General features: G+C 62.7%; 19 protein-coding genes. 4 read left to right on the forward strand and 15 right to left on the reverse strand.

The window, feature by feature from the left end; translation table 11 throughout:
- Positions 1–3: 3 nt before the first annotated feature.
- Entirely contained in the window at positions 4–1,023 is a 1,020-nt protein-coding gene (locus KJP30_RS21350; RefSeq protein WP_343222805.1) for a quaternary amine ABC transporter ATP-binding protein, read from the reverse strand.
- A gap of 65 nt (positions 1,024–1,088) precedes the next feature.
- Entirely contained in the window at positions 1,089–2,045 is a 957-nt protein-coding gene (gene proX, locus KJP30_RS21355) for a glycine betaine/L-proline ABC transporter substrate-binding protein ProX (protein ID WP_218451397.1), read from the reverse strand.
- A 120-nt stretch (positions 2,046–2,165) separates the two neighbouring features.
- On the opposite strand from proX, the gene KJP30_RS21360 reads away from it, so the two are divergent.
- Complete coding sequence (locus KJP30_RS21360; protein WP_224874546.1) at positions 2,166–3,083, forward strand: LysR substrate-binding domain-containing protein; 918 nt, start codon at positions 2,166–2,168, stop codon at positions 3,081–3,083.
- Here KJP30_RS21360 and KJP30_RS21365 read toward each other — a convergent pair.
- The 6 genes from KJP30_RS21365 to KJP30_RS21390 all read right to left on the reverse strand — a co-directional run bounded on the left by KJP30_RS21365 (position 3,080) and on the right by KJP30_RS21390 (position 10,091).
- Complete coding sequence (locus KJP30_RS21365) at positions 3,080–4,966, reverse strand: bifunctional sugar phosphate isomerase/epimerase/4-hydroxyphenylpyruvate dioxygenase family protein (protein ID WP_218451399.1); 1,887 nt, start codon at positions 4,964–4,966, stop codon at positions 3,080–3,082. The genes KJP30_RS21360 and KJP30_RS21365 overlap by 4 nt on opposite strands.
- On the reverse strand, positions 4,963–5,805 hold the full coding sequence (locus KJP30_RS21370) for a shikimate dehydrogenase family protein (protein ID WP_343222806.1): 843 nt from the start codon (positions 5,803–5,805) through the stop codon (positions 4,963–4,965). Before KJP30_RS21370 ends, KJP30_RS21365 begins: the two co-directional genes overlap by 4 nt.
- Before the next feature lie 2 nt (positions 5,806–5,807).
- Complete coding sequence (locus KJP30_RS21375) at positions 5,808–7,310, reverse strand: tripartite tricarboxylate transporter permease (protein WP_218451401.1); 1,503 nt, start codon at positions 7,308–7,310, stop codon at positions 5,808–5,810.
- Positions 7,307–7,879, reverse strand: coding sequence for a tripartite tricarboxylate transporter TctB family protein (locus KJP30_RS21380; RefSeq protein ID WP_218451402.1), 573 nt, complete (start codon positions 7,877–7,879; stop codon positions 7,307–7,309). Before KJP30_RS21380 ends, KJP30_RS21375 begins: the two co-directional genes overlap by 4 nt.
- A 138-nt stretch (positions 7,880–8,017) precedes the next feature.
- Positions 8,018–9,019: a tripartite tricarboxylate transporter substrate binding protein gene (locus KJP30_RS21385; protein WP_218451403.1), complete on the reverse strand. Its 1,002-nt coding sequence runs from the start codon at positions 9,017–9,019 to the stop codon at positions 8,018–8,020.
- 124 nt (positions 9,020–9,143) lie between these two features.
- Complete coding sequence (locus KJP30_RS21390; RefSeq protein ID WP_218451404.1) at positions 9,144–10,091, reverse strand: LysR family transcriptional regulator; 948 nt, start codon at positions 10,089–10,091, stop codon at positions 9,144–9,146.
- 102 nt (positions 10,092–10,193) lie between these two features.
- Here KJP30_RS21390 and KJP30_RS21395 point away from each other — a divergent pair, with 102 nt between their 5' ends.
- Both KJP30_RS21395 and KJP30_RS21400 read left to right on the forward strand, forming a co-directional pair.
- A complete protein-coding gene (locus KJP30_RS21395; protein WP_218451405.1) occupies positions 10,194–11,876 on the forward strand; it encodes an FAD-dependent oxidoreductase in 1,683 nt (560 codons plus the stop codon).
- Positions 11,876–12,688: a sugar phosphate isomerase/epimerase family protein gene (locus KJP30_RS21400; protein ID WP_246594679.1), complete on the forward strand. Its 813-nt coding sequence runs from the start codon at positions 11,876–11,878 to the stop codon at positions 12,686–12,688. Before KJP30_RS21395 ends, KJP30_RS21400 begins: the two co-directional genes overlap by 1 nt.
- A gap of 32 nt (positions 12,689–12,720) precedes the next feature.
- Here the strand turns inward: KJP30_RS21400 and KJP30_RS21405 are convergent, their stop codons facing one another.
- From KJP30_RS21405 to KJP30_RS21435, 7 genes are all read right to left on the reverse strand, one after another.
- Positions 12,721–15,840, reverse strand: a complete 3,120-nt coding sequence (locus KJP30_RS21405; protein ID WP_218451406.1) for a transporter substrate-binding domain-containing protein — start codon at positions 15,838–15,840, stop codon at positions 12,721–12,723.
- Positions 15,841–15,991: 151 nt separating this feature from the next.
- A complete protein-coding gene (locus KJP30_RS21410) occupies positions 15,992–17,287 on the reverse strand; it encodes an alpha-glucosidase/alpha-galactosidase (protein ID WP_218451407.1) in 1,296 nt (431 codons plus the stop codon).
- Positions 17,288–17,301: 14 nt separating this feature from the next.
- A complete protein-coding gene (locus KJP30_RS21415; protein ID WP_218451408.1) occupies positions 17,302–18,804 on the reverse strand; it encodes a sulfatase-like hydrolase/transferase in 1,503 nt (500 codons plus the stop codon).
- Complete coding sequence (locus KJP30_RS21420; RefSeq protein ID WP_218451409.1) at positions 18,804–20,426, reverse strand: dipeptide ABC transporter ATP-binding protein; 1,623 nt, start codon at positions 20,424–20,426, stop codon at positions 18,804–18,806. Before KJP30_RS21420 ends, KJP30_RS21415 begins: the two co-directional genes overlap by 1 nt.
- 6 nt (positions 20,427–20,432) lie before the next feature.
- Complete coding sequence (locus tag KJP30_RS21425; protein ID WP_218451410.1) at positions 20,433–21,512, reverse strand: ABC transporter permease; 1,080 nt, start codon at positions 21,510–21,512, stop codon at positions 20,433–20,435.
- Complete coding sequence (locus KJP30_RS21430) at positions 21,509–22,501, reverse strand: ABC transporter permease (protein WP_218451411.1); 993 nt, start codon at positions 22,499–22,501, stop codon at positions 21,509–21,511. The genes KJP30_RS21425 and KJP30_RS21430 overlap by 4 nt, the downstream gene beginning before the upstream one ends.
- Positions 22,502–22,571: 70 nt before the next feature.
- Positions 22,572–24,560 (reverse strand): ABC transporter substrate-binding protein, encoded by a 1,989-nt coding sequence (locus KJP30_RS21435; protein ID WP_218451412.1) that lies wholly within the window; start codon positions 24,558–24,560, stop codon positions 22,572–22,574.
- 156 nt (positions 24,561–24,716) lie between these two features.
- Here KJP30_RS21435 and KJP30_RS21440 point away from each other — a divergent pair, with 156 nt between their 5' ends.
- Positions 24,717–25,556, forward strand: coding sequence for a helix-turn-helix domain-containing protein (locus tag KJP30_RS21440; protein WP_218451413.1), 840 nt, complete (start codon positions 24,717–24,719; stop codon positions 25,554–25,556).
- Positions 25,557–25,731: the final 175 nt, after the last annotated feature.

Below are 25,731 nucleotides of genomic sequence, written 5' to 3' on the forward strand. Positions count from 1 at the left end.
CCTCTATCCGCGCAGAGCCGTCAGCGCGGCCTTGATGGTGATCTGCCCCACCGGCGGCCCATCCGGGCTGACCACGGTGACGGGGTCCTGATCTTCCATGAAAAATTCGATGATCTCGCCCAGTTCGGCGTTCAGCCCGACCTGCTTGGCCGTCGGCGCGCGACCGTCCAGCCGGTCCATGATGGTTTCGGCCCGCACCAGACCCACGCGGCTGATGCCCTTGACGAATTCGGCCACGTAGTCATCCGTGGGCTTGGTCACGATTTCCTCGGGCGTGCCGATTTGCACGATCTCGCCATCGTTCATGATCGCGATGTGGTCGCCCATGCGGATGGCTTCGTCCAGGTCATGGGTGATGAACAGCGTGGTCTTGTCCATATGGGCAGAGAGGTTCAGGAACTGGTCCTGCAACTGCCGGCGGATCAGCGGATCCAGCGCCGAGAACGGTTCGTCCATCAACAGGATTTCCGGGTCCGCCGCCAGCGCGCGGGCAAGGCCCACCCGCTGTTGCATCCCGCCCGAAAGCTGGTCGGGATAGTGGTCGATCCAGCCGCCCAGATCCATCGCCTCCAGCGCCTTTTCAGCGGCCGCGCGCCGCTCGGCTGCGCCGATGCCGCGCACCTCAAGCCCAAAGCCCACGTTGTCACCCAGCGTCCGGTGCGGCCACAGCGCCATGTGCTGGAACACCATGCCGATGGTCCGCGACCGCAGGTCCAGCAGTTCGGCCTCGCCCATGGTGTCCACGCGCTGCCCCGCGACGTGGATCTCGCCCGAGGTCGGGTCGATCAGGCGGTTGACGTGGCGCACCAGCGTCGATTTGCCGGATCCCGACAGGCCCATGATGCAAAAGATTTCGCCCTTGCGGACGCTGAAGCTGGCGTTGCGGACGCCCAGAACACAGTTGAACCGGTCGCGCACCTCTTCCTTGCTCAGCCCCTCGGCCAGCACGGCTTTCATCGCCTCGTCCGCCCGTCGCCCGTAGATCTTCCACAGGTCACGGCATTCGATTTGCGCATCACTCACGGCGCATTCCTTTCGGGAAAAAAAGGGCGCGACAATGGCCGCGCCCGCCAGTTGGGGGGAGTGAATCAGTTGGCGGTTTTGGCTTCGGCAATCCAGCCGTCGAACTGCGCCTGATTGGCGGCGATCCAGTCCGCGGCATGGCGGCGGAAATCGTCCACCGTGTTTTCGCCATCGCGCAGTTTGACCTGTGCGGCGTTCACGGCGGAAATCGGAATATCCACCAGCTCGAAAAGCTTGGCAGCGGCGGGATTGTCTTCGAGGAACTCGTTGTTGGCGACGATATAGACATCGTTCACCGCAAAGCCCGCGTCGAAACCGTCATCGCTGGGTACACCGATCTGCACCACGTCGCTGCCCGGCACCAGCACATCGCTGATCCAGTTGGGCGTCCAGGTGTAATACAGGATCGCCCCGCCTTCGTTGTAGCGCGTGATCGTGTCGGCCATGATCGCGAAATAGCTGCCCTGATCGTGCTGGACGGTGTCGCGCAGGTCGAAATCATCCAGATGGGTTTCGATGGCCAGTTCACAGCCCCAGCCCGGGTTACAGCCGGACAGGTTGGCGCGCCCGTCCCCATCGCTGTCAAAGATCGCTGCCAGCGCCGGGTCGGCCAGTTGCCCGATATGGGTGATACCGTGCGCCTCGGCGGTTTTCTTGTCGATGTAGTATCCCTGCCCCGCGCCCTTGATGGCAGCGTTGACGCGGGTCATCACCGCCTCGCCACCCGACTTGTCAAAGAACCCGTTGTGCAGCGGCATCCAGTGGTTGAACGTGTAATCCGCGTCGCCAGAGGCCACGGCAAGGTGCAACGCGGGGAAATCCGCCTCCAGCGTTTCCTCAACCTCGTAGCCCAGTGCCTCTAGCCCCAGTTGCAGCACCATGTGTTGGAACCAGGCATTGGCAGGTGATCCTTTGATCGGCGAAACGGTCACGCCCGCGCCGGGAAGGTCCTCGGCAATGACCGGGTTTGCGGCGAAGGCCGACACGGCCAGCGGCAAGACGATCCTGGAAAGAAGTTTCATGTTCGTGCTCCCTTTATGGCAGCCCGTTTTGGCTGCGCTTGTTGTCCTGTTTCCATGATTTGGGTTGATGCCCGGTCTGTGAAGTTCAAAAATCCGGAACATCATGTTAACCGTGACGTTATGGGAAATCTTCGCAATACACTTACCAGACTGCCTCATTTGATTACGTTCGAGGCCGCTTCCCGAAAGGGGAACTTTACACGTGCGGCCGAAGAGCTGGGGGTGACGCGTGTCTCTGTCAGTCGCCAGATTGGCGAGTTGGAAGAGACACTTGGCACCCCTCTTTTTCATCGCGAACACCGCAAGGTGACGCTGACCCAAGCCGGCCGCGCCTTGGCGGCCGAGGTCTCTCCCGCGCTGAACCAGATCGCCTCGGCGCTGCAAAGCGTGGCGGCACGGGCCGGAGACAACCGCCTGACGGTGACGACCACCTCGGCGTTTGCGACCTACTGGCTGATGCCACGGCTGGTCGGGTTCAGCAACCTGCACCCGGAAATCGAATTGAACCTCGTGGTGTCCGACCGGAAGCTGGACCTTGAAACCGAAGGCGTCGATGTCGCGATCCGCTATTCTGCGGAACCGCCGGCCTTTCGGAAGGTCACGCCACTTTTGCGCGAAAGGGTTTTTCCGGTGGTCAGTCCCAAATATCGCGCCCGGACAGCATTGCAGCATCCCAAGGACCTGCTGAACGAAACGCTGCTGCACCTGTCGGGCATCTACCGACCCGGCGCGCGTTGGCCGAACTGGTTTCGCAAGAACGACCTCACCCCGCCGTCCGAAGCCAGCGGCGTGGTCATGAACACCTATATCAACATGTTGCAGGCGGCGATTGCCGGACATGGGGTCGCGCTTGCAGGCAACCCTCTGGTCGACCCTTATCTGGCGGACGGTTCCCTGCGTCGGCTGGACGGCTTCCGCGAGATCGAGCGGGACCACTTTTACCTGATCGACACCACCGATGACCGCAGGGATGCCGCGGTTTTTTGCGCATGGTTGACCGACCAGGCCCAGGGAGCGCCTACGTCAGACGCCCCCTAGCGGGCGGGCATCCCCTTGACCTCGGTCAGACGTTTCTGCGCGGCGATCCTGAAGGGCGCATTCGGCGCGCCATAGCCGTCGTATCCGTTCAGCCGCTGCACCACCTCGAAGAACAAACCGCCGCTGAAGGGCCGCGAATAGAACTGGAAAAAGCGCCCCTCGGCATCCTCGTCATAAAGAATGTGATGCGCCTTCAGGGCGGCTTGCGTCGGCTCGTCCAGATCGAAACGCGCCGCCAGATCCCGGTAGTAGTTCTCGGTCATTGGCAGCGGCTCGAAACCGCGTTCTGCCATCGAGCGCGCGGCGGCAAAGATGTCGCCGGTGGCAAAGGCTACGTGCTGCACCGCACCGCCAAAGCTTTCCGCCAGAAACGCCCCCGCCAACGTCCGATGCGTTTCCGCCCCGTTGAGCGTGATCCGCGCGCCGCCGTCGGGCGTGCGAATGGCCTGACTGCGGACCAGCCCGTCCGGGTCGATCACATCGTTCATTGGCGACGGGGCCATATCGAACAGCGAGGTGTAGAACAGCGACCAACTGAGCATCTCGTCATAGCTCATGGTTTCGGCAAGGTGGTCGATCCGTTGCAATCCCGCCCCTTCGCCGGGCGGATCAGTCTGGGTGAACTCCACCTGCCAGACATCGGACAGGCCGCTTGCCTCGTCGATGAAATGCATCACGCTGCCGCCAACACTGCGGATGGCGGGAATGTCCAGCTCACGCGGGCCAAGTGGCTGACGGAACAGGCTGGCACCCAGCGCATGAGCCCGCGTAACCGTGTCCCCGGCGCTGGCCACTTGCAGTCCCACATCGCAGACGCCAGTGCCGCGCGCCGACCAAACGTGATCGGCAAAACCGGTCGTTTCCTCGTTCAGGACGATGCGGATGTCCCCCTGTTGCCACAGCGTGACCTTCTTGGCGATATGCCGGCCCGCCTCTGAAAACCCCATGGACCGCAGCAGGCCCCTCAGGGTCTCGGCCTCGGCCCCGCGGGTGGCAAACTCGATGAACGACACGCCGTCGACGGCAATGCGCGCCGGGATGTCCGGCGGGCCCTGCTTCAGGTCCGGTTCCTGCCTGCGCACGTCATCCATGACCGCGACCAATGACCTGTGCCCGTCGCGCGCCAGCCCCTCGGGGCGGCCACCGCGGAACTGGTCGTTGAAAATTTCAAGGCTGATCCAGTCGTCATACCCCGTGGCGGCGACAGCCCGCATAAAATCGGTCACGGCAAGATCGCCCTCGCCGGGCATATTGCGGAAATGACGAGACCAATACAGCAGGTCCATCTCGATCTGCGGAGCGTCGGCCAGTTGAACAAAGGTGATCTTGTCGCCGGGAATGCGCCGAATGGTGTTGGGGTCGATCTTGCGAGCCAGCGTGTGAAAACTGTCAAGGATGATCCCCACGTTGGGGTGATCCGCCCTGCGAACGATTTCCCAGGCGTCCCGGTGATCGTTCACGTGCCGGCCCCAGGCCAGCGCCTCGAACCCGACCTGAATGCCGTAGTCTGCCGCGATCCCGCCCAGTTCGGAAAAATCGTCCGCCGCCCGGTCGATGCCGCCCAGCGCCTTTGGATGGCAGGAGGAACAAACGAGGATGCGATGCGCCCCCAGTTCGGCCATGGTGTCGAATTTATAGCGCGCCCTATCAAAGGCGCGGCGGCGCAGATCGCCGGTCAACCCCTCGAAATCGCGGAACGGCTGGAACAGCGTGATGTCCAGACCGTGCGCGCGGATCATCTCGCCAATATCGCGGGCGCTGCCCTCGTCGGCGATGAAATCCTGTTCGAAAATCTCGATCCCGTCGAAACCGGCCTTGGCGATGGCGCTCAGCTTTTCGCGCAGCGTGCCGGAAATCGAAACGGTGGCGATAGAGGTCTTCATGACTGCGTCTCATCAGCAAGGCTCTGGCGCAGCGCAGCCTGATCCAGAGGCATGCCCGAAAAATGTGCCCAGGCGTGGACACCCTGCCAGAAAAACAATTCATAGCCCGAGATGATGACCAGCCCGGCGGACTCTGCATCGGTCAGGAACTGCGTGTCGACAGGCGTGTAAACGGCGTCAAAGGCCCATTCCGCACCCGCCATCGCCCCGGCTGGCAAAGGCGTGCCTTCGTAACCGACCATACCGACCGGCGTGCCGTTCAGCAGGCCCTGCGCCCCGTCGGCAGCTGTAGATGCTTCGGTAAAACAGCGGATGCGCGTGGGTTTTCCAGCGGCCCGCAGGTCGGCCGCCAACGCCTCGGCCTTGGCGGCGTCGCGATCCACCAGCCGGATATCTTCGGCCTCCAGCGCCAGCAGGCCAAAGGCCAGCGCCCGGCCCACACCTCCCGTTCCGATCAGGCAGCAGATGCCCGGGGCAACCCTGCGCGCCGCGCGATAGGCGGCGACAAAGCCGGAATAGTCGGTGTTTTGCCCCTTGGGCCCGTCCGGTTCGAACAGCACAGTATTCACTGCGCCGATGGCGGCCACCAGTGGATCGCCTATGGCCACCTTCCTGGCCGCGCGTTCCTTGTAGGGATAGGTGACGTTGATCCCGCGATAGCCCCGCTCTGCACAACGATCAAAAACCATGTCGAACGGCTCGCCCATTTCATGCGGGATCAGCCGGTCATACTGTACCGCGAGGCCGTTTTGCGCCCCGGCCAGACGATGCAGCGAAGGCGCTCGCGAACGGGCGATATTGTCGCCGATCAGGCCCAGCTTGAGGTCCGGTTTGGTCATCGTCATGCCTCCTTCAACAGTTTGGACTTGCCCCAGCGCCAGACCGGGGTCTGCGACACAAACACGAGGATCACCGAGACAAACAGGATCAGCGACAGCGGGCTGGTGACGATCCCCTCGAAAAAGCGGCCCAGATCCTCGCGTTCCGAGATGATGGCCCGGCGCCAGTTGTCATCCAGCAGGCGCGACAGGATCACGCCAAGGATCACAGGACCCAGCGGATAGCCGTAGTGGCGCATGAAATAACCAAAGACGCCAAAGCCAAGCATCCAGTAGACATCCGCGATCGAATTGTTCACCGCAAAGGCTCCCACGATGGACAAGAGCATGATCAGCGGGATCAGCACGCTGCGCGGCATCTCGACGATCTTGGTGAACAGGCGGATTCCGGTCAGGCCGAACAGCAGCATGAAACAATTGGCCGTTACAAGGCAGCCGACGATGAACCAGAACATGTCTGGCTGGTCGATCATCAACATCGGTCCCGGGTTCAGCCCGTGAATGAACAGCGCGCCGATCATGATCGCCGTCACCGCGTCCCCGGGGATGCCCAAAGTCATCATCGGGATAAAGGCCCCGCCCACGGCGGCGTTGTTGGCGGTCTCCGGGGCCACCAGCCCCTCCATCGCGCCATCGCCGAACGCTCTCTCCGGGTTCTTGGTTACCCGTTTGGCATGGTCATAGGCCATGAGCGCGGCGATATCGCCGCCCGTGCCCGGCAAGGCCCCAATGGTTACGCCGATGGTCGAGGTCTGCAACGACAACGGCAGATGTTTGCGGACCGTCGCCAGCGACGGCACGATGCGGCTGATCTTTTGACGGACCGCGTCCTTGTTCACATGGTGCAGTTGCAACAGCGCTTCGGATACGCCGAACATGCCGATCATGACGGCAATGAAGGAAATTCCGCCCTCCATCAGCTTGAGATCAAAGGTAAACCGCTCGGTAAAGGTCAGCGGGTCACGGCCCACGGCACCGATGGCAATGCCCAGCGCACCGGCAAAGATCCCCTTGACCAGCGACCCTTGCGACAACGACCCCACCAGCAGGATGCCAAGGATGGCCAGCAGCATGTAGTCGCGCGGCTGAAACTTCAGCGCGAAATCGGACACCAGCGGCGCGGCCACGGCAAGGATACCGATGCCAACGAAACCGCCGATGAAACTCATGACCGTGGTGACGCCGATGGCGGTGCCCGCTTCGCCGCGCTGCGCCATGGGATAGCCGTCCAGCGCGGTTGCGATGGCCGAAGGCGCGCCGGGAATGTTCAGCAGGATCGCCGTGCGCGATCCGCCATAGACACCGCCCATGTAGATCCCGATCATCAGCGAAATGGCCGGGTAGACGTCCCATGAAAAGGTGAAAGAGATCAGGATCGACACCGCCATAGTGACCGACAGGCCCGGGATTGCGCCGACGTAGACGCCTGCAAACGTGCCAAGGCCGACCAACAACAGCAGTTGCGGTTGCGAAAAGACCAGAAGGAAATCCATCAGTGCGCTCATGCCCCGCCCCCTCCGGTCAAGCCGCGAAAGAACTGGATCAGTTCACCTTCGGGGACGATGCCCGCAGGCATCAGCACGGAAAACACGATGCGGAAGATCAGCCAGATCACCAACAGCGACATCAGCGCAACCGCCAGCGTCCAACCCCAACCGCGCCGGGCAAGCACCTTGATCGCCACCACAAGGAACACCGCTGAAACAGGTAGAAAGCCCACCGTTTTCAGCAGCGCGCCATAGGCCGCCAAGAGGCCCGCAAACAGGATCACCGTCCAGGGCAGGATGTCACGCATCAGCGTTTCGCCACGGTCCAGCGGCAGACGCGCCGTCTTGAACAGGACGATCGCGGCGCTGACGACCATAGCGCATGTCGTCGCCAGAGGGATCGAACGCGGCGAGGACAGCCCGTTGGGACCAAAGGCATTCTCGATGCCCCATGCGTCCCGCAGCAAGTAGAGGCTGGCCAGGCAAAGAAAGGCGGCAAAGGCCAACTCTCCCGGTCGCCGCTTGTCCGCCTCGCCCCCCGGCGTGGCATCGGACGTGCCGTCATGGTGTTCCGGTTCAATCCTCATGGGGCCCTCCTCCCGGTGGATGTCGAATGAAACAGGCGCCGCACTTCGCCTTTGGAAATGCGGCGCCTGCCGTGCCTTGGATCGGGTGATCCAATGCCGGGTCGGGTCGTCCCGCTTCCGGCCTTGCGCTGTCCCGGGTTATTCGCCGGGACGCGCGATGCCGAACTCTTCGGGCGAGGCCTTGGTCAGACCCGCATCATGCAGCAGCCACGCGGTTCCCTGCTGCCATTTGGCAAGGAATTCCTCGGCCTCGGCACCGGAAATCCCCATCAGGGTGAACCCGCGTCCTTCCATCAGCGAAACGAAATCCGCGTTTTCAGCGGCTTCGGCATAGGCAGCCGACAACTTGGCCACCACATCGTCCGGCGTGCCCTTCTTGGCAAAGACACCAAAGAACGGGCCCCACGGCAGATAGGTGTTGTAATCGGCATTGATCGCGGCAACGGCCTCGACCCCCGGCAGCTTGTCGTTCTCGGCCACGTCGACGACGGCCAGCGCCTTCATCTTTCCGGCCCGGATGCCTTCGATGGCGGCCCCCAGAACGGCGGGCATGACGTCGATCGCGCCCCCCTGGAGACCGGTCAGCGCGGGGCCGTCACCGTCATAGGGCACATAGATCACATCCAGTTCACCCTCGACCGCATTGACCATGGCGGTCACCACCGACGGCAGGCCACCCGGCCCCGTCGAACCGAAACGCACCTCGCCCGGATGGTCCTTCACATAGGCGATCATCTCGGCGTAGCTGTCGAAAGGCGCGTCGTTGTTGGCAACCAAAAGCGGTGTGCCACGGGCCAGGATGTTGACCGGAATGAATTCTCCGTAGTCCTTCGTACCCAGCCCCATGATCTTGTAAAGCATCGGGTTTTCGGCGCCCATCAACAGCGTGTAACCGTCGGCATCCGCGTCGGCCACGTAGTTCAGCGCAATCGCGCCAACCGCGCCGGTCATGTTCTGCATGACCACCGTACCGCCCAAAGCAGCCTCGGCGTGCGGGGTCACGGAACGCATGACCGTATCGGTCGAGCCACCGGCCCCCCATTGGATGATGCCCTGAATTTCCTTTTCCGGGTATTCCGCTGCGGCCATTCCGGTGGCCAAGGCAAGCGCCGCAACGGCGCCAAGCATGATGCGCTTCATGGTTTCCTCCCTGAGCGTCGTGTTGATGACCCAATCCGGCACCCCCGGATGGACGACACGCAGAAGATTGCCGCGCAGATGCCTTAACGTCAAATACCCAGATCGCGACCACATTAACATGATGTTATGGTCGCGGCTTGGCCGAGCCTTTGCCACTGCGCAACCAGGGGCCGTCTTCGACCGCCTTGGCAAGCTCGCGCCGGAACTGCTGGATCGCGTATTCGGCAAAGCCGGACAGAACGCGCCCTTTCTTGCGCACGACATAGATGGCGATGCTGGTATCTTCTTTCAGGGGGCGGCGCGTGACCCCGGGCATATAGACTTCGGCAACGGAAAATTCGTCGATCACCGCAACGCCCAGTCCATGCCGAACAAGGCTGACCAGCGTCTGCGCAAACCGGCCGCGCATGGCATGGCGCACCGGCAGGCCTTCGCGCTCCATCGGTTGCGCCAGAAGCCGCCCGTAAGGATCAGACGGCTCGATCCCGATCAGCGCTTCCTGCGCCAGATCATGCACGGAAACCTCTTCGCGTGCGGCCAGCGGATGGCCGTCGGGCATGATGGCCACCAGTCGTCCCTCGGCAATCCTCTCGTTCTCGACCGCGGCGTTCTGCACCGGTGAACTCATGATGACAAACTCGCCGCGTTCCAGCAGCAGGTAATCGACGGTCTCCTCGATCTTGAGGATATTGAGGTCGATAAACAGGTCTGCATAGCGCGCCCGGACCCGCTGCATCACCCGCGCGGCGATGAATTGCGCCACCGATGGCGCCGAGGCAAAGGCCAGCCGCACGTCCTCGCCCTGTTGCAAGGCCCCGACGGCACGTTGCAGGTTCTCGACCCCCTTGTAGACCTCCCGCACCTGATCAAAGACCTTAGAGGCCTCCATCGAGGGCACGAACAGCCCTGCCTTGCGTTCGAACAAACGGATCCCCAGCGACTCTTCGGTGTGTTTGACCAACCGGCTGATCCCGGGCGCCGAGACATTCAGCATCTGCGCCGCGCCGTTGATCGTGCCGGTCATCATCACGGCGCGGATCACCTCGATCTGCCGCAGGGTCATTTCCGCCATGATCTGCCCTCCACGGATTAACACTACGTTACGCATGGCGAAAAACAAGCATTTGACGTTACCCCCTTGCGCGTGAACCCTGATACAAAGTGGAGGGTTACCATGCGCAGGGAGGAGGTCGACCTCTTGGTCATCGGGTCGGGCGCTGCCGGGCTGGCGGCGGCAGTGACGGCGGCGCATGGCGGACTTCGGGTCATCCTTGCCGAAAAATCCCGCACGATTGGGGGCACCACGGCATGGTCCGGCGGCTGGATCTGGGCGCCCTGCAACCCGGTCGCGCATCGGCACGGCATTCACGAAGATCCGGCAGAGCCGCGACGCTATCTTGCCGCCGTTCTTGGCAATGATTTCAACGCCGAACTGGTGGATGCCTTTCTGACTGCCGCACCTCAGATGGTCGGCTTTTTCGAACGGAACACCGCGCTTCAATTCGAGTGCGGGGCAAAGATACCCGACACCTACAGCCACCTGCCCGGTGCCGGTATGGGAGGTCGGTCGGTGATCGCGCGCCCCTACGAAGCAGACGACCTTGGCCAAGACCTGCCCTTGCTGCGCAAACCCATGCGCGAAACCACCTTTTGCGGAATGACGATTCAGGCTGGGCCGGACCTGCGTGCCTTTCTGACGGCCACGCGGTCATTGCCCTCGGCGCTGCATGTGGCGCGCCGTCTTGGCCGCCATTTTTGGGACCTCGCGCGACATGGACGCGGCATGCAGGTGCGCAATGGAAACGCGCTGGTGGCGCGGCTCTTGCGCTCGGCGCTGGATGCGGGTGTCGAGATCATGATACGACACGAGGCAACCGCGCTGCTGAGTGACAAGAATGCAATCGCCGGCGCAAGGCTCGACAGCCCAGACGGGCCGGTCCAGATCCGGGCGCGCAAGGGGGTTGTTCTGGCCGCGGGTGGCTATCCGCACGACATCGCCCGCCGCAGTGACAGTTTTCCGCGCCCGGAAAGCCATGTGTCTCTGGCCCTGCCCATGGCCACCGGCGACGGGCTGCGGCTGGGAGAGACCGCGGGCGGGCGGCAGGCCCAAGAGCTTGCCGCCCCCGGGGCATGGTGTCCGGTGTCCCTTGTGCCGTTCGGCAAGGACCGCACCGGGTGTTTTCCCCATATCATCGACCGGGGCAAACCCGGTGTGATCGGCGTGCTGTCCAATGGTCAGAGGTTCTGCAACGAAGGGCTGGGCTATCACGACTATGTCCGCGACATGCTGGAGGCCCTGCCCGCCGGGGCCACGGCCCAAAGCTGGTTGATCTGCGACCACCGGTTCATTCGGCGTTACGGGCTGGGTATCGTCCGCCCGGCCCCGGTGCCGCTGGGCGGTTGGGTGCGCAACGGATACCTAATGCGCGCCGCTTCTCCCAAGGCGCTGGCGCGTGCCTGCGGCATCGACCCCGAGGGGCTATGCGCGACACTGGACCAATACAACAAACACGCCATCAAAGGCGAAGACCCGGACTTTCACCGGGGCACAACACCCTACATGCGCCTTCAGGGCGACCCGGATCAAACGCCTAATCCCTGCGTCGCCCCGATCCTGCGTCCGCCCTATTACGCGGTCAAAGTGGTGCCCGGCAGCTTTGGCACTTTTGCCGGCTTGCAGACCGATGGTTCAGCCCGCGTGCTGGGCGCCGCAAACCGCCCCATTCGCGGCCTCTATGCGGCTGGCGCGGACATGGCCAGTGTCATGGGGGGACATTATCCGGCGGGCGGCATCAACCTTGGCCCCGCCCTCACCTTCGGCTTTGTCGCCGGACGCCATGCCGCAAAGGAAACCTGATGCGCTCGTTGTCCCTTGCCCATCTGACCGCCATCGACTTGCCGCCGCCCGAGTTGATCCAAACGGCCGCCACTGCCGGGTTCGATGCCGTTGGCCTGCGATTGTTACAGGTTACGCCGACCAGCCCCGGGTATCCGTTGATGCAGGATCCTGCGCTGATGCGGGCCACGCGGACCGCCCTGCGCGACACGGGCCTGAAAGTGCATGATATCGAGTTCGTCAGGATCACCCCTGAAACCCGCCCCTCGGACCTGATCCCTTTTCTGGATGCAGGCGCGAGCCTAGGGGCAGCCGAGGTGATCTGTGCCCCCTATGACCCGGATCTGACACGCCTTGCCGATACGCTTGGCGCGCTGTCGGACGTGGCGCAGGCGCGCGGACTGGGCATGTCGCTGGAGTTCTTTCCATGGACCAACGTACCAACGCTGGAGTCCGCCGTAACGCTGGCACAAGCGGCAGGCCTCAAGGTTGGCGTGCTGCCGGACAGTCTGCATTTTGATCGTTCCCACAGCCGGCCCGAAACGCTTGCCGCGCTTCCGCCGGAACGTCTGCGGTTCGCCCATCTCTGCGACGCACCCGTTCAGCCGGAATATACCACCGAAGATCTGCTGTTTACCGCACGCGAGGAACGCCTGCCCCCCGGGCGGGGACAGATTGACCTGGCCCGTTTTCTTCGCGCCCTGCCTCCCGATCTGCCGCTTGGAATCGAGGTGCCGCAGACGGCACTGATGCGGGAGGAGACTGCGGCCAAGGTGATCGCCGATTGTTACACCGCCACGCACAGCCTGTTGCAGGAACTGGACCTGCGCTAGACTGTACGGGAAACCCGTCAGGCCCCCTCGTCTTAGTCCGGCAACTCCGAGCGCAGGACCCGCGCCAGTTCCGACGGCGGAAAGGGTTTCTGCAAAACCGCGCCTTCGACCGTACATTCAGCCTCTTGTCCGATGCCGGTATAGCCTGACATGTAGACAACCGGAATCGCGGGGAACCGTTTGCGCACCTCCTCGGCCAGTTTGAACCCGCCCGTCCCGCCCGGCATGATCACATCCGTCAGCAAAAGATCGACCCATTCGCCTTTGTCCAGCAGGTCCAGCGCCTCTTCCGCCGACCGCGCCTTGACGCAATCGTAGTTCAGGCCGGCAACAGCCAGCGACACCAGTTCCAGAAGTTCCGGTTCGTCATCGACCACCAGAATGCGCTGCCCCTCACCTTCGACCACGTCGGGCCGCGTCTGCCGGGCCTCGCGCCCGCCTGCATCGGCGCCCCGGGGCAGGATCATACGGACGGTGGTCCCATGCCCCGTTTCCGAATAAAGCCGCATTTCGCCGTCGCTGCGCTGGACAAAGCCATAGACCATGGACAGACCCAACCCTGTCCCGCCCGCATCCTGTTTCGTTGTAAAGAACGGATCGGTTGCGCGACGTTTGACGTCCTCGCTCATCCCCGGGCCGTTATCCGTCACCGAAAATTCAACATAGCGATAGATCTTTTCCTCATCCTGCGCGGTGTCGTCGCCCGGCCCCGGAACACCGGGACGTTCGGCCAACCCGCGGACACTGACGATGATACGGTTGCCCTTGCCCGTCTCCTTGATCGCATCGCGCCCGTTGATCACAAGATTCAGCAGCGCGTTTTCCAATTGGCCAATGTCGCAATAAACGCGCAGGCCCGTTTCTTCGATCTGGTAGTCCAGAGACACAGAGGGTCCGATCGTCAGGTCGGCCAGCTTGCGGAATTCGGCCATGAAATCATCGACCGAGGCAGAAACCTCTGCCCCGTTCCTGCGGCTTGCAAAGGTCAGCAAGCGGCCGGTCAGTTCGGATCCCCGCCTGACCGTGTTCAGGATCGACGCAAGATAGTCGCGAGGCTTGCCCGTTATCTGATCCTGCGCCAGCGTGGCGGCGAATTCGATGGTTGCAAGCATATTGTTGAAATCATGCGCAATCCCGCCGGTCATGCGCCCCAGTGCATCCAGCCGGCCAGCACGTTCCACGGCTTGCCTGTTCTTTTCCTGCTCGGTGATGTCGTCAAGGATCAGCACGGTCGAAATGTCACCGATCGGCGCGCCGTGGACCGGCGAACTGGAGACATTGACATAGCGGATCGACGACTCGTCCCCGCCCTTTTGCATCACCGACAACTCGCCGGTCAGCGTGGCCCCGGTCAGCGACCTGCTGATCGGATCGCGCTTGTGATCGAGCGGCTTCAGCGTTTCGGGATCGACAAAGGCTACGTCCTCGGGCCAGTTGCAGCGCCCTTCGGTCACAGGCAAACCAACCAATTGCCGCGCGCCAGTGTTGGCGATTGCGATTTCGCCCGAAGGATTGAAACCGAGGATGCCGCTGCGAGCCGTGTTCAGAATGGTGGCAAGCCGGTTGGACAGGCTTTCCATCGCCTCTGCATGGCGCAAGGCGCGCCGCCGCCCGCGCAGGATCAATGCAAGGATGGCGACCCCCACCGCCGCGATCACGGCAATGACCAGGGTCCAGGCACGCCGGATGCGTTCTTCGGTCCAGAAAGGTGGCTCATCGAACCAGCGCGAGGCCATGGCGCGGTATTGTGCCGTTCCGATAAAGCCTTGGATGACCACGTCAAAATGATCGCGCACAGGTCCAAGGTCGGGCCGCATGGCGATGGACAGATCATTGCGGAACACAGGCGATGGCAACCGGGCGTAGGCCGCGCTTTCCCCCTGCGCCGCAACGAACCGTTCAAAGTTGCTGCGCGGATAGATCAGGACATCGACCCGGCTTTCCCGCAGCGCTGCGACGCTGGCTTCCGTGTCCGGCAGGGGGACCAATTGCGTGCCCAGCGCGCGCGCGATTTCATCACGCAGGGGCGAGGTCGCGAGAATGCCGATTCTGTCCCCGGTTTCGGGCAAGGGCTTGCCTGCGTCCTCGGCCCGCACGAAGGCAACATAGTCGATGGTCTGGATCGGAGCCGTGAACTGCAACAGTTCCTGTTCCACCGCGGTCACGCTGCGCGCCGGCAAGAGGTCAAACGCGCCAAGCCGCGGCCCCGCGCCCCATTCCTGCTGCGAAATCACCTCATAGCGCAGGTCAAGTCCGGCGCGCGACGCCAGCTCGCCCAGAACCTCGACGGCAAAGCCGCTGATCGCGCCATCATCGCCAACAATGCTATAGGGCGGGAAGTGCGTGATGCCGACTTTGAGCACATCGGGGATCGGCGCGGGCGGCACCATGAACCAGCGGTTGCGGAGCGCGTCCAGCGACCCGTCTTCTTCCAGTTTTGCCAGCGCAGTTTCGATCCGGGGCAATAAATGGGCGTGCTCATGCCTCAATACGACGAAATGCTGGGTCTCGCGGATCGCCGGGAAGCTGGGGCGGATCAGCGTATCAAGGCCCGTGCGGCCCAATGTGCGCAGCCCCAAGGGGGACAGGGCGATCACCCCGTCAACCTCGCCCCCCAGCAGTTTGCCAAAGGCAATGACCTGATCCTCGTAGCCTATGACCTCGACGCCTTCGGGTGGCGGGATGCGACTGGCCGGCGAGCGCCGCAAGACGCCGATGCGGTCGCCGTCGAAGGTGTCAAAGGACATGTCCAAAGGTGCGTCCCGGCGAACAAACAAAAGGAACTGCGTCTGCGCCACGGGACCCGCCCGAACAACGATGTCATCGGAAAAGGACATGCGCCCGGCACCGGCCAACATATCGGTTTCGCCATCGCGGATCGATTGGCTCGCCTCCGGGGGCGAAGGGTATTCGACAAGCTGAATGTCAAAACCGGCCTCTTCGGCGACCATATGCGCGAGGTCGATGAAAAAGCTGCGCGGCGCGCCATCCGGATCGACAAAGCCAAATCCAGCGCTGCCCGCCCATGGCACCCGGATCACCGGGCGCCCTGCCTCTTGGGCCGGGGATGGCTGCCCCCAGTTCAACCATAAAGTGAGGGCAACCAGCGTGACGAACCGGATCTTGACACTGCCACGATACAAAATGAGCATACCCTTTCGCCCCAAAACAGCAGGCAATACACCCAGCAGTGAAGCAAATAGACAGGCTCATGGGAAGCAGGCTTTTGATCGAATGCTCTGCGCATGTGGTTAAGAGCGCACAGACTAGTTACACTCCAAGGTTGATTGCGCCGCTGACCGGTTACGATGCGTAGGCCTGGCTGCCATGCTCTCCCAACAGGCTATCGGCCAGTTGCCAGATCTCATCCAGCGACAGTTCGGCACCCGTATGCGGATCCAGCGCCAGCGCGCGGCGCAACATCTGCGGATCGTTCTGAACGATCGCCTCGACAGCGCAGATCTGCGGCGCGACATTGGTCAACATCAGCGCCGCCAGATGGGCGGGCAACGGGCCCGAGCGCACCGGTTGCACCCCGTTTGCATCCACAAGGCACGGCACCTCGACACAGCATCCTTCGGGCAGATTGGGGATCAGCCCCGTATTGGGGACATTGCCGTGGATCAGACACGGACGATCCAACACCTGTGCTTCGATGATTTCCGAGGCGTATTCGTCGCTGCGGACCACCTCGAAGGTCTGCGCCGAGGCGATCTCGGTTGCCATCTGATCCCACCGGGCGATCTGCTCTTCGCAGCGGCGCGGGTATTCGTTCAGAGGAATGGCAAAAGTCTCGATCAGGTCCTCGCGGCCTGCCTTGATGAACCAGGGCACGTATTCCGAGAAATGTTCGGATGACTCGGTCACAAAATAGCCAAAGCGCTTGAGAATGTCATAGCGCACGCGCTCTTCCATCGGCGGGGTGACGCGGTTCAGGCGCGGATAAAGATCCTCGACCCCGCCGGGACCGTGTTTTTCGAACCGCGTGAAAAAGGCCATGTGATTGATGCCCGAACATTCATAGCGGATGTCAGCAAGGGGTTCCCCCAAATGATCGGCCAGCATCTGCGCCGTGTTGCGCACCGAATGGCACAGACCGACAACCCTGAGCCCCGGCACCATGCGCTGCAGGGCCCAACAGTTGATCGCCATCGGGTTGACGTATTGCAGCATCAGCGCATCCGGGCAAAGCCGCATCATGTCCCGCCCGATGTCGACAAGAACCGGAGCGGTGCGGAACCCCCGCAGGATCCCGCCCGCGCCCAGCGTGTCGCCGATGGTCTGGCGCAGCCCCATGTTCTGCGGAACCTCGAAATCGATGACCGTTGCCGGGCGATAGCCGCCCACCTGAATCAGGACGATGACAAAATCCGCACCGTCCAGCGCCGCGCTGCGATCGGTCGTTGCGCGGATCTGCGCGGCCCGACCGGTCGACCGGGCCAGTGTCCGGGCCATCCCTTCGGAGGTGTCCAGCCGGGCCGGGTCAATGTCCATCAGCCGGATGTCCAGCGCACCGGGTATCTCTGACAAAAAGATGTCGCCCAGCAATTTCTTGACGAACACGGTGCTGCCCGCGCCGATGATCGAGATGGTCGTCATGTCTTGAGACTTTCTTACTTGGAAAATTGGTCCATGACCCGATCGCGATGATGGATCAGATTGCGGATCTGTTGATCGAGATAGCGGCGCTCGACTGCTGCATAAGCCGGGTCAGCCGCCACGTTGCCGAATTCCTGCGGGTCCTTTTCAAGGTCGATCAGGACCGGTGGCAGACCGGGCATGTAGACATGTTTGAACCGGTGATCGCGCAGGACGGACATCATGCAATCCCGAGGGGCAAGCCCCTGTTTCCGCGCCCATTCGGTGTCCGCCTCGTGACGAAAGTGGAACTCCCACCGGATGCTGTCCCGCCAGTCCCCCGGCGTCTGCCCCCGCAGGAAAGGCATCAGCGACCGACCATCCAGATGCCCGGGCACCTCGGCCCCCAGCCAGTCAAGAAGGGTCGGCATCAGGTCGATGGAACCGGTGAACGACGCCACCGATGTTCCATCCTGCGCCCGCGCGCCCGGCTCGGGCAGACGCAGGATCAGGGGCACATGCGCACATTGGTCGTACCACGCCGCCTGGTTGCACATGTACTGATCGAACATCATCTCGCCGTGGTCCGAGGAAAAGACGACCAACGTGTCGTCCCACTGGCCGCTGTCCTTCAGCCGTTTGATGACGCGACCCACATGGGCGTCCAGTTCAGCCATCAACGCAAGGTGGATCGCCCGGATCGACCGCCAATCCTTTTCGCCGACATCCGCGATGCGGCCAGTCAGCCCGGGCGGGCATTGCCTGCTGGCGTCCCCCTGCGAGATCTGTCCTTCGAGATAGGGATGCAGCCCCGCAGTCCGGTCCGGGCTGTCATGCCGCACAGGCGGTTGCAGATCGGCAGGGTCAACATGGGCGTTCCAAGGTTCGGGTGCGATCGTCGGGTTGTGAGGCCGCAGGTAGCACAGCAAGGCGCACCATCCCGGCTCCTGCACCGAATGCCAATCCAGCAGCCGGTCAGTCAGAAAGGCCGTATCGCTGTCTTCGGCCGCAAATCGGGCCGGGTGCCCTGCAACGCCGCCGGTGGCATTCGGGCGCGACGTATCCGGCGCATAGCACTCATCGCGCGAGGCAAAGCTCAGCCCCCTGCCCCTGAGGTGGGCCATCCACTCCAGCGGCGCATCGTCCGGCTGATGGCATCCGACCTCGCAACCGGGCATGACCTGATACTTGGCCACGCGACGGGGGTCGCCCGGATCGAACTGGCGCGGGTCCAGCCGGGTGTCGGTATAGCCGAACAACGTCGGCGCATAGCCAAACCGGCGCAACTCCTGCGCAACCGTTCTGTGCCGGGTATCCAGCGGAACGTTATTGGCAAAGACACCGTGGTTTTGCGGGCAAAGCCCGGTAAACACGCTGGCGCGGGCCGGGGAACAGGGGATCGCCTGCGTATAGTGATTTTCAAAGTGCACCGCTTCACGCGCCAATGCGTCAAGGTTCGGCGTATAGGACCGCGCGGCTCCGAACTGGTCGTGTCGCCACTGGTCAGCAAATATCATCAGGATGTTCTTGCGGGTCATCACGCGGCCTCCGGCGGATCAAGAGTTGGGACCGCAGCCAAAAGCTGAGCGGTATAAGGATCCTGTGGCGCGGCAAAAACCTGCGCCGTCGGTCCGGTCTCGACGATCTCGCCCCGGCGCATCACGGTGATCCGGTCACAAAGCTGGCTGGCCGCGGCAAGGTCATGGGTGATGATCAGGAAGGTCAGCCCCAGCCGGTCGCGCAGATCCCGCAACAGGTCGGCGATGCGGGCCTGTGTCGTCACGTCCAGCGCCGACATCGGTTCATCGCAGATCACCAGTTCAGGGCCGGTCACCAGCGCCCGTGCGATGGCGATCCGCTGTCTCTGGCCACCGCTGAAACTGTGAGGAAACCGCGAAAGGCAATCGGCCTCCAACCCGCAGCTGCGCAGGGTCTCTGCGGCCCGGGCGCGGACCTCGTCCCGGCCACAGATCCGGTGGTTCAGCAAGGGTTCGGTCAGGATCTGCTCGACGCTGAGCCACGGGTTGAGCGAGGCATAAGGGTTCTGGAAAACCATCTGCACCCGCCGCCAATAGGTCTTGCGGGCGGCGGGCCGCATGGCCTGTGGGTGCACCTGCACCCCGTCGCGCGGAAGAAAAGAAATGCGCCCCGACTGCACCGATGACAGCCCAAGCACGGCCCGCGCCAGAGTGGTCTTGCCCGAGCCGCTTTCCCCGACCAGCCCCATGATACTGCCGCGTTCCACCGCAAAAGAGATGTCCTTCAAGACCGGCCTGGCGGGCTTGGGTCGACCAAACAGTGGCTGCGTGCAGGCATAGGACAGTGCCACATTCTGCATCGTCAGGATCGGATCGTCCGAGACCGACCGGCCAGCGACCGGTTGCAAGCGCGGCACCGCCTGCATCAGGGCGCGGGTATAGGGCTGACGCGGCGCGCCAAGGACCCGGGCAGTGGCGCCTTCCTCGATCAGTCGACCCTGCCGCATGACCACCACCCGGTCGGCCACCTGCCGCGCCACCGCAAGGTCATGGGTAATGAACAACATCGCCGATCCCGCCTTGTTCTGCACCCGTTTCAACAGGGCAAGAACCTGCGCCTGTACGGTCACGTCCAGCGCCGTTGTCGGTTCATCCGCGATGATGACGTCAGGCTCGCAGGCGATGGCCCGTGCGATCATGGCGCGCTGCAACATGCCACCCGAAAATTCGAAGGAATAGCGGTTCACAACTTCGTCCGCCTGAGGCACATCAAGCTCTGCAAGAAGCTCGGCCGCCCGCGCACGGGCGGACCTGCGCGAAAGGCCCGCGTGACGCACCAGCGGCTCGCCGATCTGGTCCCCCACGGTCCGCACCTGCGAAAAGGCGCTCATCGGTTCCTGGAACACTATGCCGATGCGCCGCCCGCGTATGTCCTGCCACGCGCGTTCGGCCACGGGCGACAAGTCAGCCCCGCGCAAGCGCACCTCCCCGCTTGTCTGGCGCAGCACCGTGGGCAGCAGGCCTATGGAGGCAAGCGCCGTCAGGCTCTTGCCGGATCCGCTTTCGCCGACAATGGCCAGCGTTTCGCCCGGCTGAACCGCAAGCGAGACCCCGTCGACAAGACAGCGGGTCCTGTCTTGGGTTTCGATCCGAAGATCGGAGATGGAAAGAACTGAAGACATGGGTGCTCAGTAGGACTGTGGGTCGGCGGCATCGCGGATACCGTCACCGACGAAGTTGAGAAGAAGCACGATCAGCACGACAAAGAGCCCGGGGATCAGATACCATGGCGTCAGGATGATCGCGGCGATGGACTGTGCCGGCAAAAGGATCACACCCAGCGACACCACCGGCTCTCGCAGTCCCAGCCCAAGAAAGCTGAGCGATGTTTCCGCGATCACGATGGTCGAAAAGGCAAGCGTCAGATCGACGATCAGATAGCCCGTAAAGGCCGGCAGCATGTGGCGCAGGAAGACCCGGACCGGAGAGGCCCCGGACAGCCGCGCCGCCAATACATGTTCGTCATTGTGCATGGCGATGATGCGCGACCTTACCCGGCGCGCAAGGGCCGTCCAGCCGATCAGCGCGAGGATCACCGTCATCACCAGATAGCTTTGCAATGCCGACCACTCTCGCGGTACGGCGGCGGCCACGGTCAGCCATAGCGGCAGCGTCGGAATGGATTGCAGGAACTCGATCACGCGCATGGCCGCCGTGTCAAAGACCCCCCTGAGGTAACCTGCAAGCCCGCCAATGGTGATGCCCAGCACAAAGGCCACAAGGACCGAAACCGCGCCGATGGACATGGAAGTTCGGAATGCAAAAAGCGTCCGCGAAAAGAGGTCTCGGCCCAGCCGGTCTGTCCCGAAGAGATGCAGATACCCCTCCGGCACGCCAAAGAAATGCAGATCGCTTTCGAACAGGCCAAACCAGGGATACGAGGCGCCCCGCACGAAGAACTCCACCGGCCAGACCGCGTTGCTGTCGATCGTCGTGACCTTGCGCAGCGTCACAGGATCGCGGTTGCTGACACGGGCCTGCACCCCGGGACGCGGCCACGGACCATCGGCAAACAGGACCACCCCCATGGGAGCGCCATCCGCATAGTCGCGGTTGCGGTCCTGCGCGCTGTAGGGGGCAAAGAATTCGGCAAAGACCGAGATCACGACCAGGCAAACCAAGAGCCAGAGACTGAAACGCGCCAGGCGATTTGCGCGAAAGGCGCGCAGGGCCAATTGCCTGCGGGAAAGTTGCAGCGTGGCGGTCATGTCCGGGTCTCCGTTCGGATGCGGGGATCCAGCCAGAACAGCAGGATGTCGGAAATCAACGTGCCCACGACCACCAATAGGTAGTAGATCAGCAGGATCGCACCGGCGAGCGGCATGTCCTGACTGATAAGGGCCTGCAAAAAGACCGGCCCCATTTCGGGCAACGACAGAACGATACCGACGATGGGCGCGCCCGAGATCACCGTCGTGATCTCCCAGCCGAGTGTGGCGGCAATGGGCACCACCGCCACGCGTGCCGGATAACGCCAGATCGTCTTCCAGAACGGCAGGCCACTGGCACGGGCGGCGGTGACATAGGGTTTGCCCAGTTCGTCCAGCATGGTCGCCCGCATGGTACGGACCTGCGCCGCCGTCCCCGCCGTCCCCAACACCACAACCGGGATCACCATATGGGACAAGAAATCCCGCATGGCGGCCCAGCTCCATGGCTGACCGACAAATTCAGGTGACAGCACCCCGCCAGCGGACAGGCCGAACCACTTGTACCCAAGGTAGACCAGCAACAGCGCCAGCAGAAAGTTCGGCGTCGCAAGCCCGATATAGCCGACGAACGTTGCCGTGTAGTCTCCGATGGAATGCCGTCGTACCGCCGAATACAGGCCCAGCGGCACGCCGACGAGGTAGACGATCGCCAGCGCTGCAAAGGCCATGGCCAGCGTCAAAGGCAGACGCTCTCTCAGCACATGGGCCACCGGTTTGCGGTATTCATAGGAAAACCCCAGATCCCCCTGAAGAACGCCGCCGAACCATCGCAGGTACTGCAAGGGAAACGGATCGTTCAGGCGATAGTTTTCGCGAAAATTCGCCACGTCCGCAGGGGTTACACGGTCGCCGTCCGCCGCCTTGGCCGCGGCCCATGCATCGGCGAAATCGCCCGGCGGCAACTGGATCAGGAAAAAGACCACAACCGAAAAGGCCAGCAGCACAAGGGCCGCCGCCACCATTCGCTTGATCAGGAAAGAGGCCACGGCGGTCTCCGTTCTTTGAAAATGGGGCGCGCACCGAACCGCGCACGCCCGCCTGTCTTGGTTGGTCAGGTCAGCGCGCGGGGTAGTACCACTGATCGACGCCGTAAGGCTGAAGGTAGCCAAAGGTGGCCGTCCCCCCGATGGCCGTGATGTCAGGCACATTTCGCAGCGATTTGTTCACCACCGAAAGGCGCGGCAATTCCGAGAAGATACCGATCGCAACAAGCTGTTCGCGGTGAATATCGGTCATCTCGGCCAGCGCTGCATTCCAGTCCTCGGATCCCGGCAGCGTTGCGCTCATGGTGGCGCCCAGCGACCACAGCTCTTTGGCCCAGTCGGGGGCTTCCTCGCCGATGGCTCCGTTACTGTCGCGGTACTGAACCCAAGGCAGCCCCGTCAGCGGGTCGTTGACATGGAACGGCGGCATCAGCGGTTCCGCTCCTGCGGCCAGCACCGGATAGATCGGCTGATCATAGATCATGTGGATGTCCAGCGCGTTGTCGCGCCCCTTGTCCCCCATGGTGACAGAATCCACCTCTCGCAGTTGAACGTCGATCCCCACAGCGCGCCACATCTCGGCCACAAGGACCGGGAACTCGGGCGAGCCGGTAAACTGTGTCGAATACTCCCAGATGATCGAAAAGGCCTCTCCATCGGGTCTGCGGCGCATACCGTCTGCGGCTTTCGTCATGCCCAGTTCGTCCAGCATGGCATTGGCCAGTTCGGGATCGAATTGCGCGAAGTGATCGATGTCGCCAGCCTGCTGGGTGGGTACGCCATAGGGCAAGGCCGAGCCAACCTTGGCCACGCCAAGGAACAGGGTCTCGTTGATCTCTTCGCGATCAATGGCAACAGACATGGCCTTGCGGAAATTGGCGTCGGCGTAGATCTCCCGCACTGCCGGATCCTTGTGGGTCTGGTTGAAAAGGATGAACGGCCCTTTGTTCCCCGACGGCAGGATCACGCGGAAATTGCCCTCTGCCTCGGCCTCTTTCAGCGCCGGAAAGGCGTCAAGCTGACCGGGCGATTTCTGATCCACGTTGCCATTCAGGATCTCGACCACGTAAAGCGACGGATCAATGAACCGTTCCTTGTGCTCTGCAATATAGGGCAACTGCTGCCCCGAGCTGTCGACCCGGTGGTAATAGGGGTTGGGCACAAAATCGCGAAAGGTCTCGTCCGGGGCCTTGACCATGATGTGGCTTTCAAGGGTCGGGACCTCCAGCCCCAGCGCTGAATGCGTGGTGCGGTCCATCCAATGGCCCCAGCGCACCCGGAACCAGTCGGCCCACCCATCGTAACCGGCGGCCTTTGCAAGGTCATCCGCATCCTCTGCGTAGTCGCCGTGAAACGGGGCAAGGGCGTGTTTCGGCGCAAAGGCGGCAAAGAAATGCCCTTGCGAGGCAAGATGGTTCAACAAGCCCGGCAGCGGCTGGTCAAAGATGAACCGAACAGTCGTTTCATCAATCACCTCGGCACGCGCGCCGACGTTCCATGGCGCGCGGGTGGCGCTGTACAAGTCCTTGTTCATGATGAGATCGTTCAGCCAAAACGCTACGTCCTCAGCCGTAAACGGTGCGCCATCCGACCATTTGTGCCCCTTGCGCAGGGAAAAGGTGATCTCGGTGTAATCGGCGTTCCATTCCCAGGATTTCGCCACGTCCGGTTTGATCGTCCGCAGGTCATCGTCAAGGCGCACCAGTTGCACTTGCCGCCAGCTCAGCCCTTCGGAGGTGTTGGATTCCAACGCACGCGCGACATAGCGCATCTGGCCGCCATACACGCCGCAAGCCTCATAGGGCAGGACAACCAGCGGCTCTTGCGGCAAACGGTCGGCAACTGGCGGCAGACCGTCCCGCCCGGTCAGCGCCACCAGCTCAGGATTGTCGGAAAAGGTCATGTCGCGACCCGTTTGCGCCACGAACTCGGCCAGTTCCATTTGCTCCAGCCCGCCATGCCGCAACCCCAACGGGTCCGTAACGGTGGCACAGGTCTGGGCAAGGGCCGAGGTCGACGAAAGCAGGCCAATGGCCGCCAGTGTCTTGAATTGCAGGGTCATGTTTGTCTCCGGGCTGGTTCGGTGCTGCGGGTGCGTTGACGGAGAGGTGAATATCCTGCCAATAGGTCAGGTACACTGCACCTGCTGGCCTGCCGAACTGCGGAAAGGTCAGGTTTTGTCTTATAGTTTTGTAACAGCCGCGATAGGTCTGCCGCATTGGAACTGTCCAGATTCGACACCACCGGGAATTACCGCTCCCTGTCCCGCTTTCCCGAGATCATGGAAAGCGCGCATTGGCACATGCATCTTGAGCTGGTCTATTGCAGCGGAACCCGGGTAGATTACGTTCTTGGCACTGAATACGTGACGCTGGACCGGGGGGACCTTTGCCTGTTCTGGGCCGCTATTCCGCACCGGGTCAGCGGCAACTCTGATGATGCACATGTCTATGTGATCAACCTGCCGATGGAGGCGCTGCTGTCCGCCCCGCTGCCCGACGGTTTCAAATCACATGTGATCGGCGGCCAGCCGATCGTGACGCAGCCGCCACCGCGATTTCGCGAAGATGCCTTTGAAAGCTGGAACGATGATCTGTCATCGGGCGACACGATGCGTGCGCATTTGGCTCAACGGGAAATCGCCTGTCTGGTCGAGCGCATGGCGTGGCGCAAACAGGACAGTTCTGGCGATGCCTTCCGCCTGCGCCCCGGCGCACATCAGCCCAAGACACAGCAGATGCTCAGCCGGGTGATCGACCACGTGGCGCGCAACTGTTCTGCGACCTTGACTGTTGCGGGGATCGCCGAGGAACTGGGCTATAACAAGCGCTACCTGACCACCCGATTCCGTGAATTGTCAGGCGTGCCGCTGCAAACCTACATTCGCCACATGAAGGTCAGCCGCGGGCAGGCCCTGCTGACGGGAACGAACCTCAGCATCGAGGAAATCGCTTGGGAGGCGGGCTTCGGCTCGGTCCGGCAGTTCTATGATGTGATCAAATCCGAAACCGGCATGACACCCAAGCAAGTCCGCCACCGAGAGCTGCGGGACACCTAGGGTGGACGAGCGGGGTTGATCCCCGCGCCCCGTCGCCTCAGACGAAATCCGCCGCGGTCACGTCGCCGGGGTTCAGCCCTTCGAGCGTGATGAAGACCGACGGATCCGAGGTCAGCGCGATCCGTTCGCCGCCCGCCACCGTGGTGATCGTCAGATCCGCGAAGGTCAGCCCGCC

This window comes from Antarctobacter sediminis, assembly GCF_019218285.1.
Classification (GTDB): Bacteria; Pseudomonadota; Alphaproteobacteria; order Rhodobacterales; family Rhodobacteraceae; genus Antarctobacter; species Antarctobacter sediminis.

What these genes read in the sequence shown, in the direction of transcription:
- KJP30_RS21405 (WP_218451406.1), bottom strand. Translation starts at nt 15,840, where the DNA reads ATGCTCATTTTGTATCGTGGCAGTGTCAAGATCCGGTTCGTCACGCTG.
- KJP30_RS21380 (WP_218451402.1), bottom strand. Translation starts at nt 7,879, where the DNA reads ATGAGGATTGAACCGGAACACCATGACGGCACGTCCGATGCCACGCCG.
- KJP30_RS21425 (WP_218451410.1), bottom strand. Translation starts at nt 21,512, where the DNA reads ATGACCGCCACGCTGCAACTTTCCCGCAGGCAATTGGCCCTGCGCGCC.
- proX (WP_218451397.1), bottom strand. Translation starts at nt 2,045, where the DNA reads ATGAAACTTCTTTCCAGGATCGTCTTGCCGCTGGCCGTGTCGGCCTTC.
- KJP30_RS21395 (WP_218451405.1), top strand. Translation starts at nt 10,194, where the DNA reads ATGCGCAGGGAGGAGGTCGACCTCTTGGTCATCGGGTCGGGCGCTGCC.
- KJP30_RS21415 (WP_218451408.1), bottom strand. Translation starts at nt 18,804, where the DNA reads ATGACCCGCAAGAACATCCTGATGATATTTGCTGACCAGTGGCGACAC.
- KJP30_RS21390 (WP_218451404.1), bottom strand. Translation starts at nt 10,091, where the DNA reads ATGGCGGAAATGACCCTGCGGCAGATCGAGGTGATCCGCGCCGTGATG.
- KJP30_RS21385 (WP_218451403.1), bottom strand. Translation starts at nt 9,019, where the DNA reads ATGAAGCGCATCATGCTTGGCGCCGTTGCGGCGCTTGCCTTGGCCACC.
- KJP30_RS21410 (WP_218451407.1), bottom strand. Translation starts at nt 17,287, where the DNA reads ATGACGACCATCTCGATCATCGGCGCGGGCAGCACCGTGTTCGTCAAG.
- KJP30_RS21420 (WP_218451409.1), bottom strand. Translation starts at nt 20,426, where the DNA reads ATGTCTTCAGTTCTTTCCATCTCCGATCTTCGGATCGAAACCCAAGAC.
- KJP30_RS21435 (WP_218451412.1), bottom strand. Translation starts at nt 24,560, where the DNA reads ATGACCCTGCAATTCAAGACACTGGCGGCCATTGGCCTGCTTTCGTCG.
- KJP30_RS21400 (WP_246594679.1), top strand. Translation starts at nt 11,876, where the DNA reads ATGCGCTCGTTGTCCCTTGCCCATCTGACCGCCATCGACTTGCCGCCG.
- KJP30_RS21360 (WP_224874546.1), top strand. Translation starts at nt 2,166, where the DNA reads ATGGGAAATCTTCGCAATACACTTACCAGACTGCCTCATTTGATTACG.
- KJP30_RS21365 (WP_218451399.1), bottom strand. Translation starts at nt 4,966, where the DNA reads ATGAAGACCTCTATCGCCACCGTTTCGATTTCCGGCACGCTGCGCGAA.
- KJP30_RS21370 (WP_343222806.1), bottom strand. Translation starts at nt 5,805, where the DNA reads ATGACCAAACCGGACCTCAAGCTGGGCCTGATCGGCGACAATATCGCC.
- KJP30_RS21375 (WP_218451401.1), bottom strand. Translation starts at nt 7,310, where the DNA reads ATGAGCGCACTGATGGATTTCCTTCTGGTCTTTTCGCAACCGCAACTG.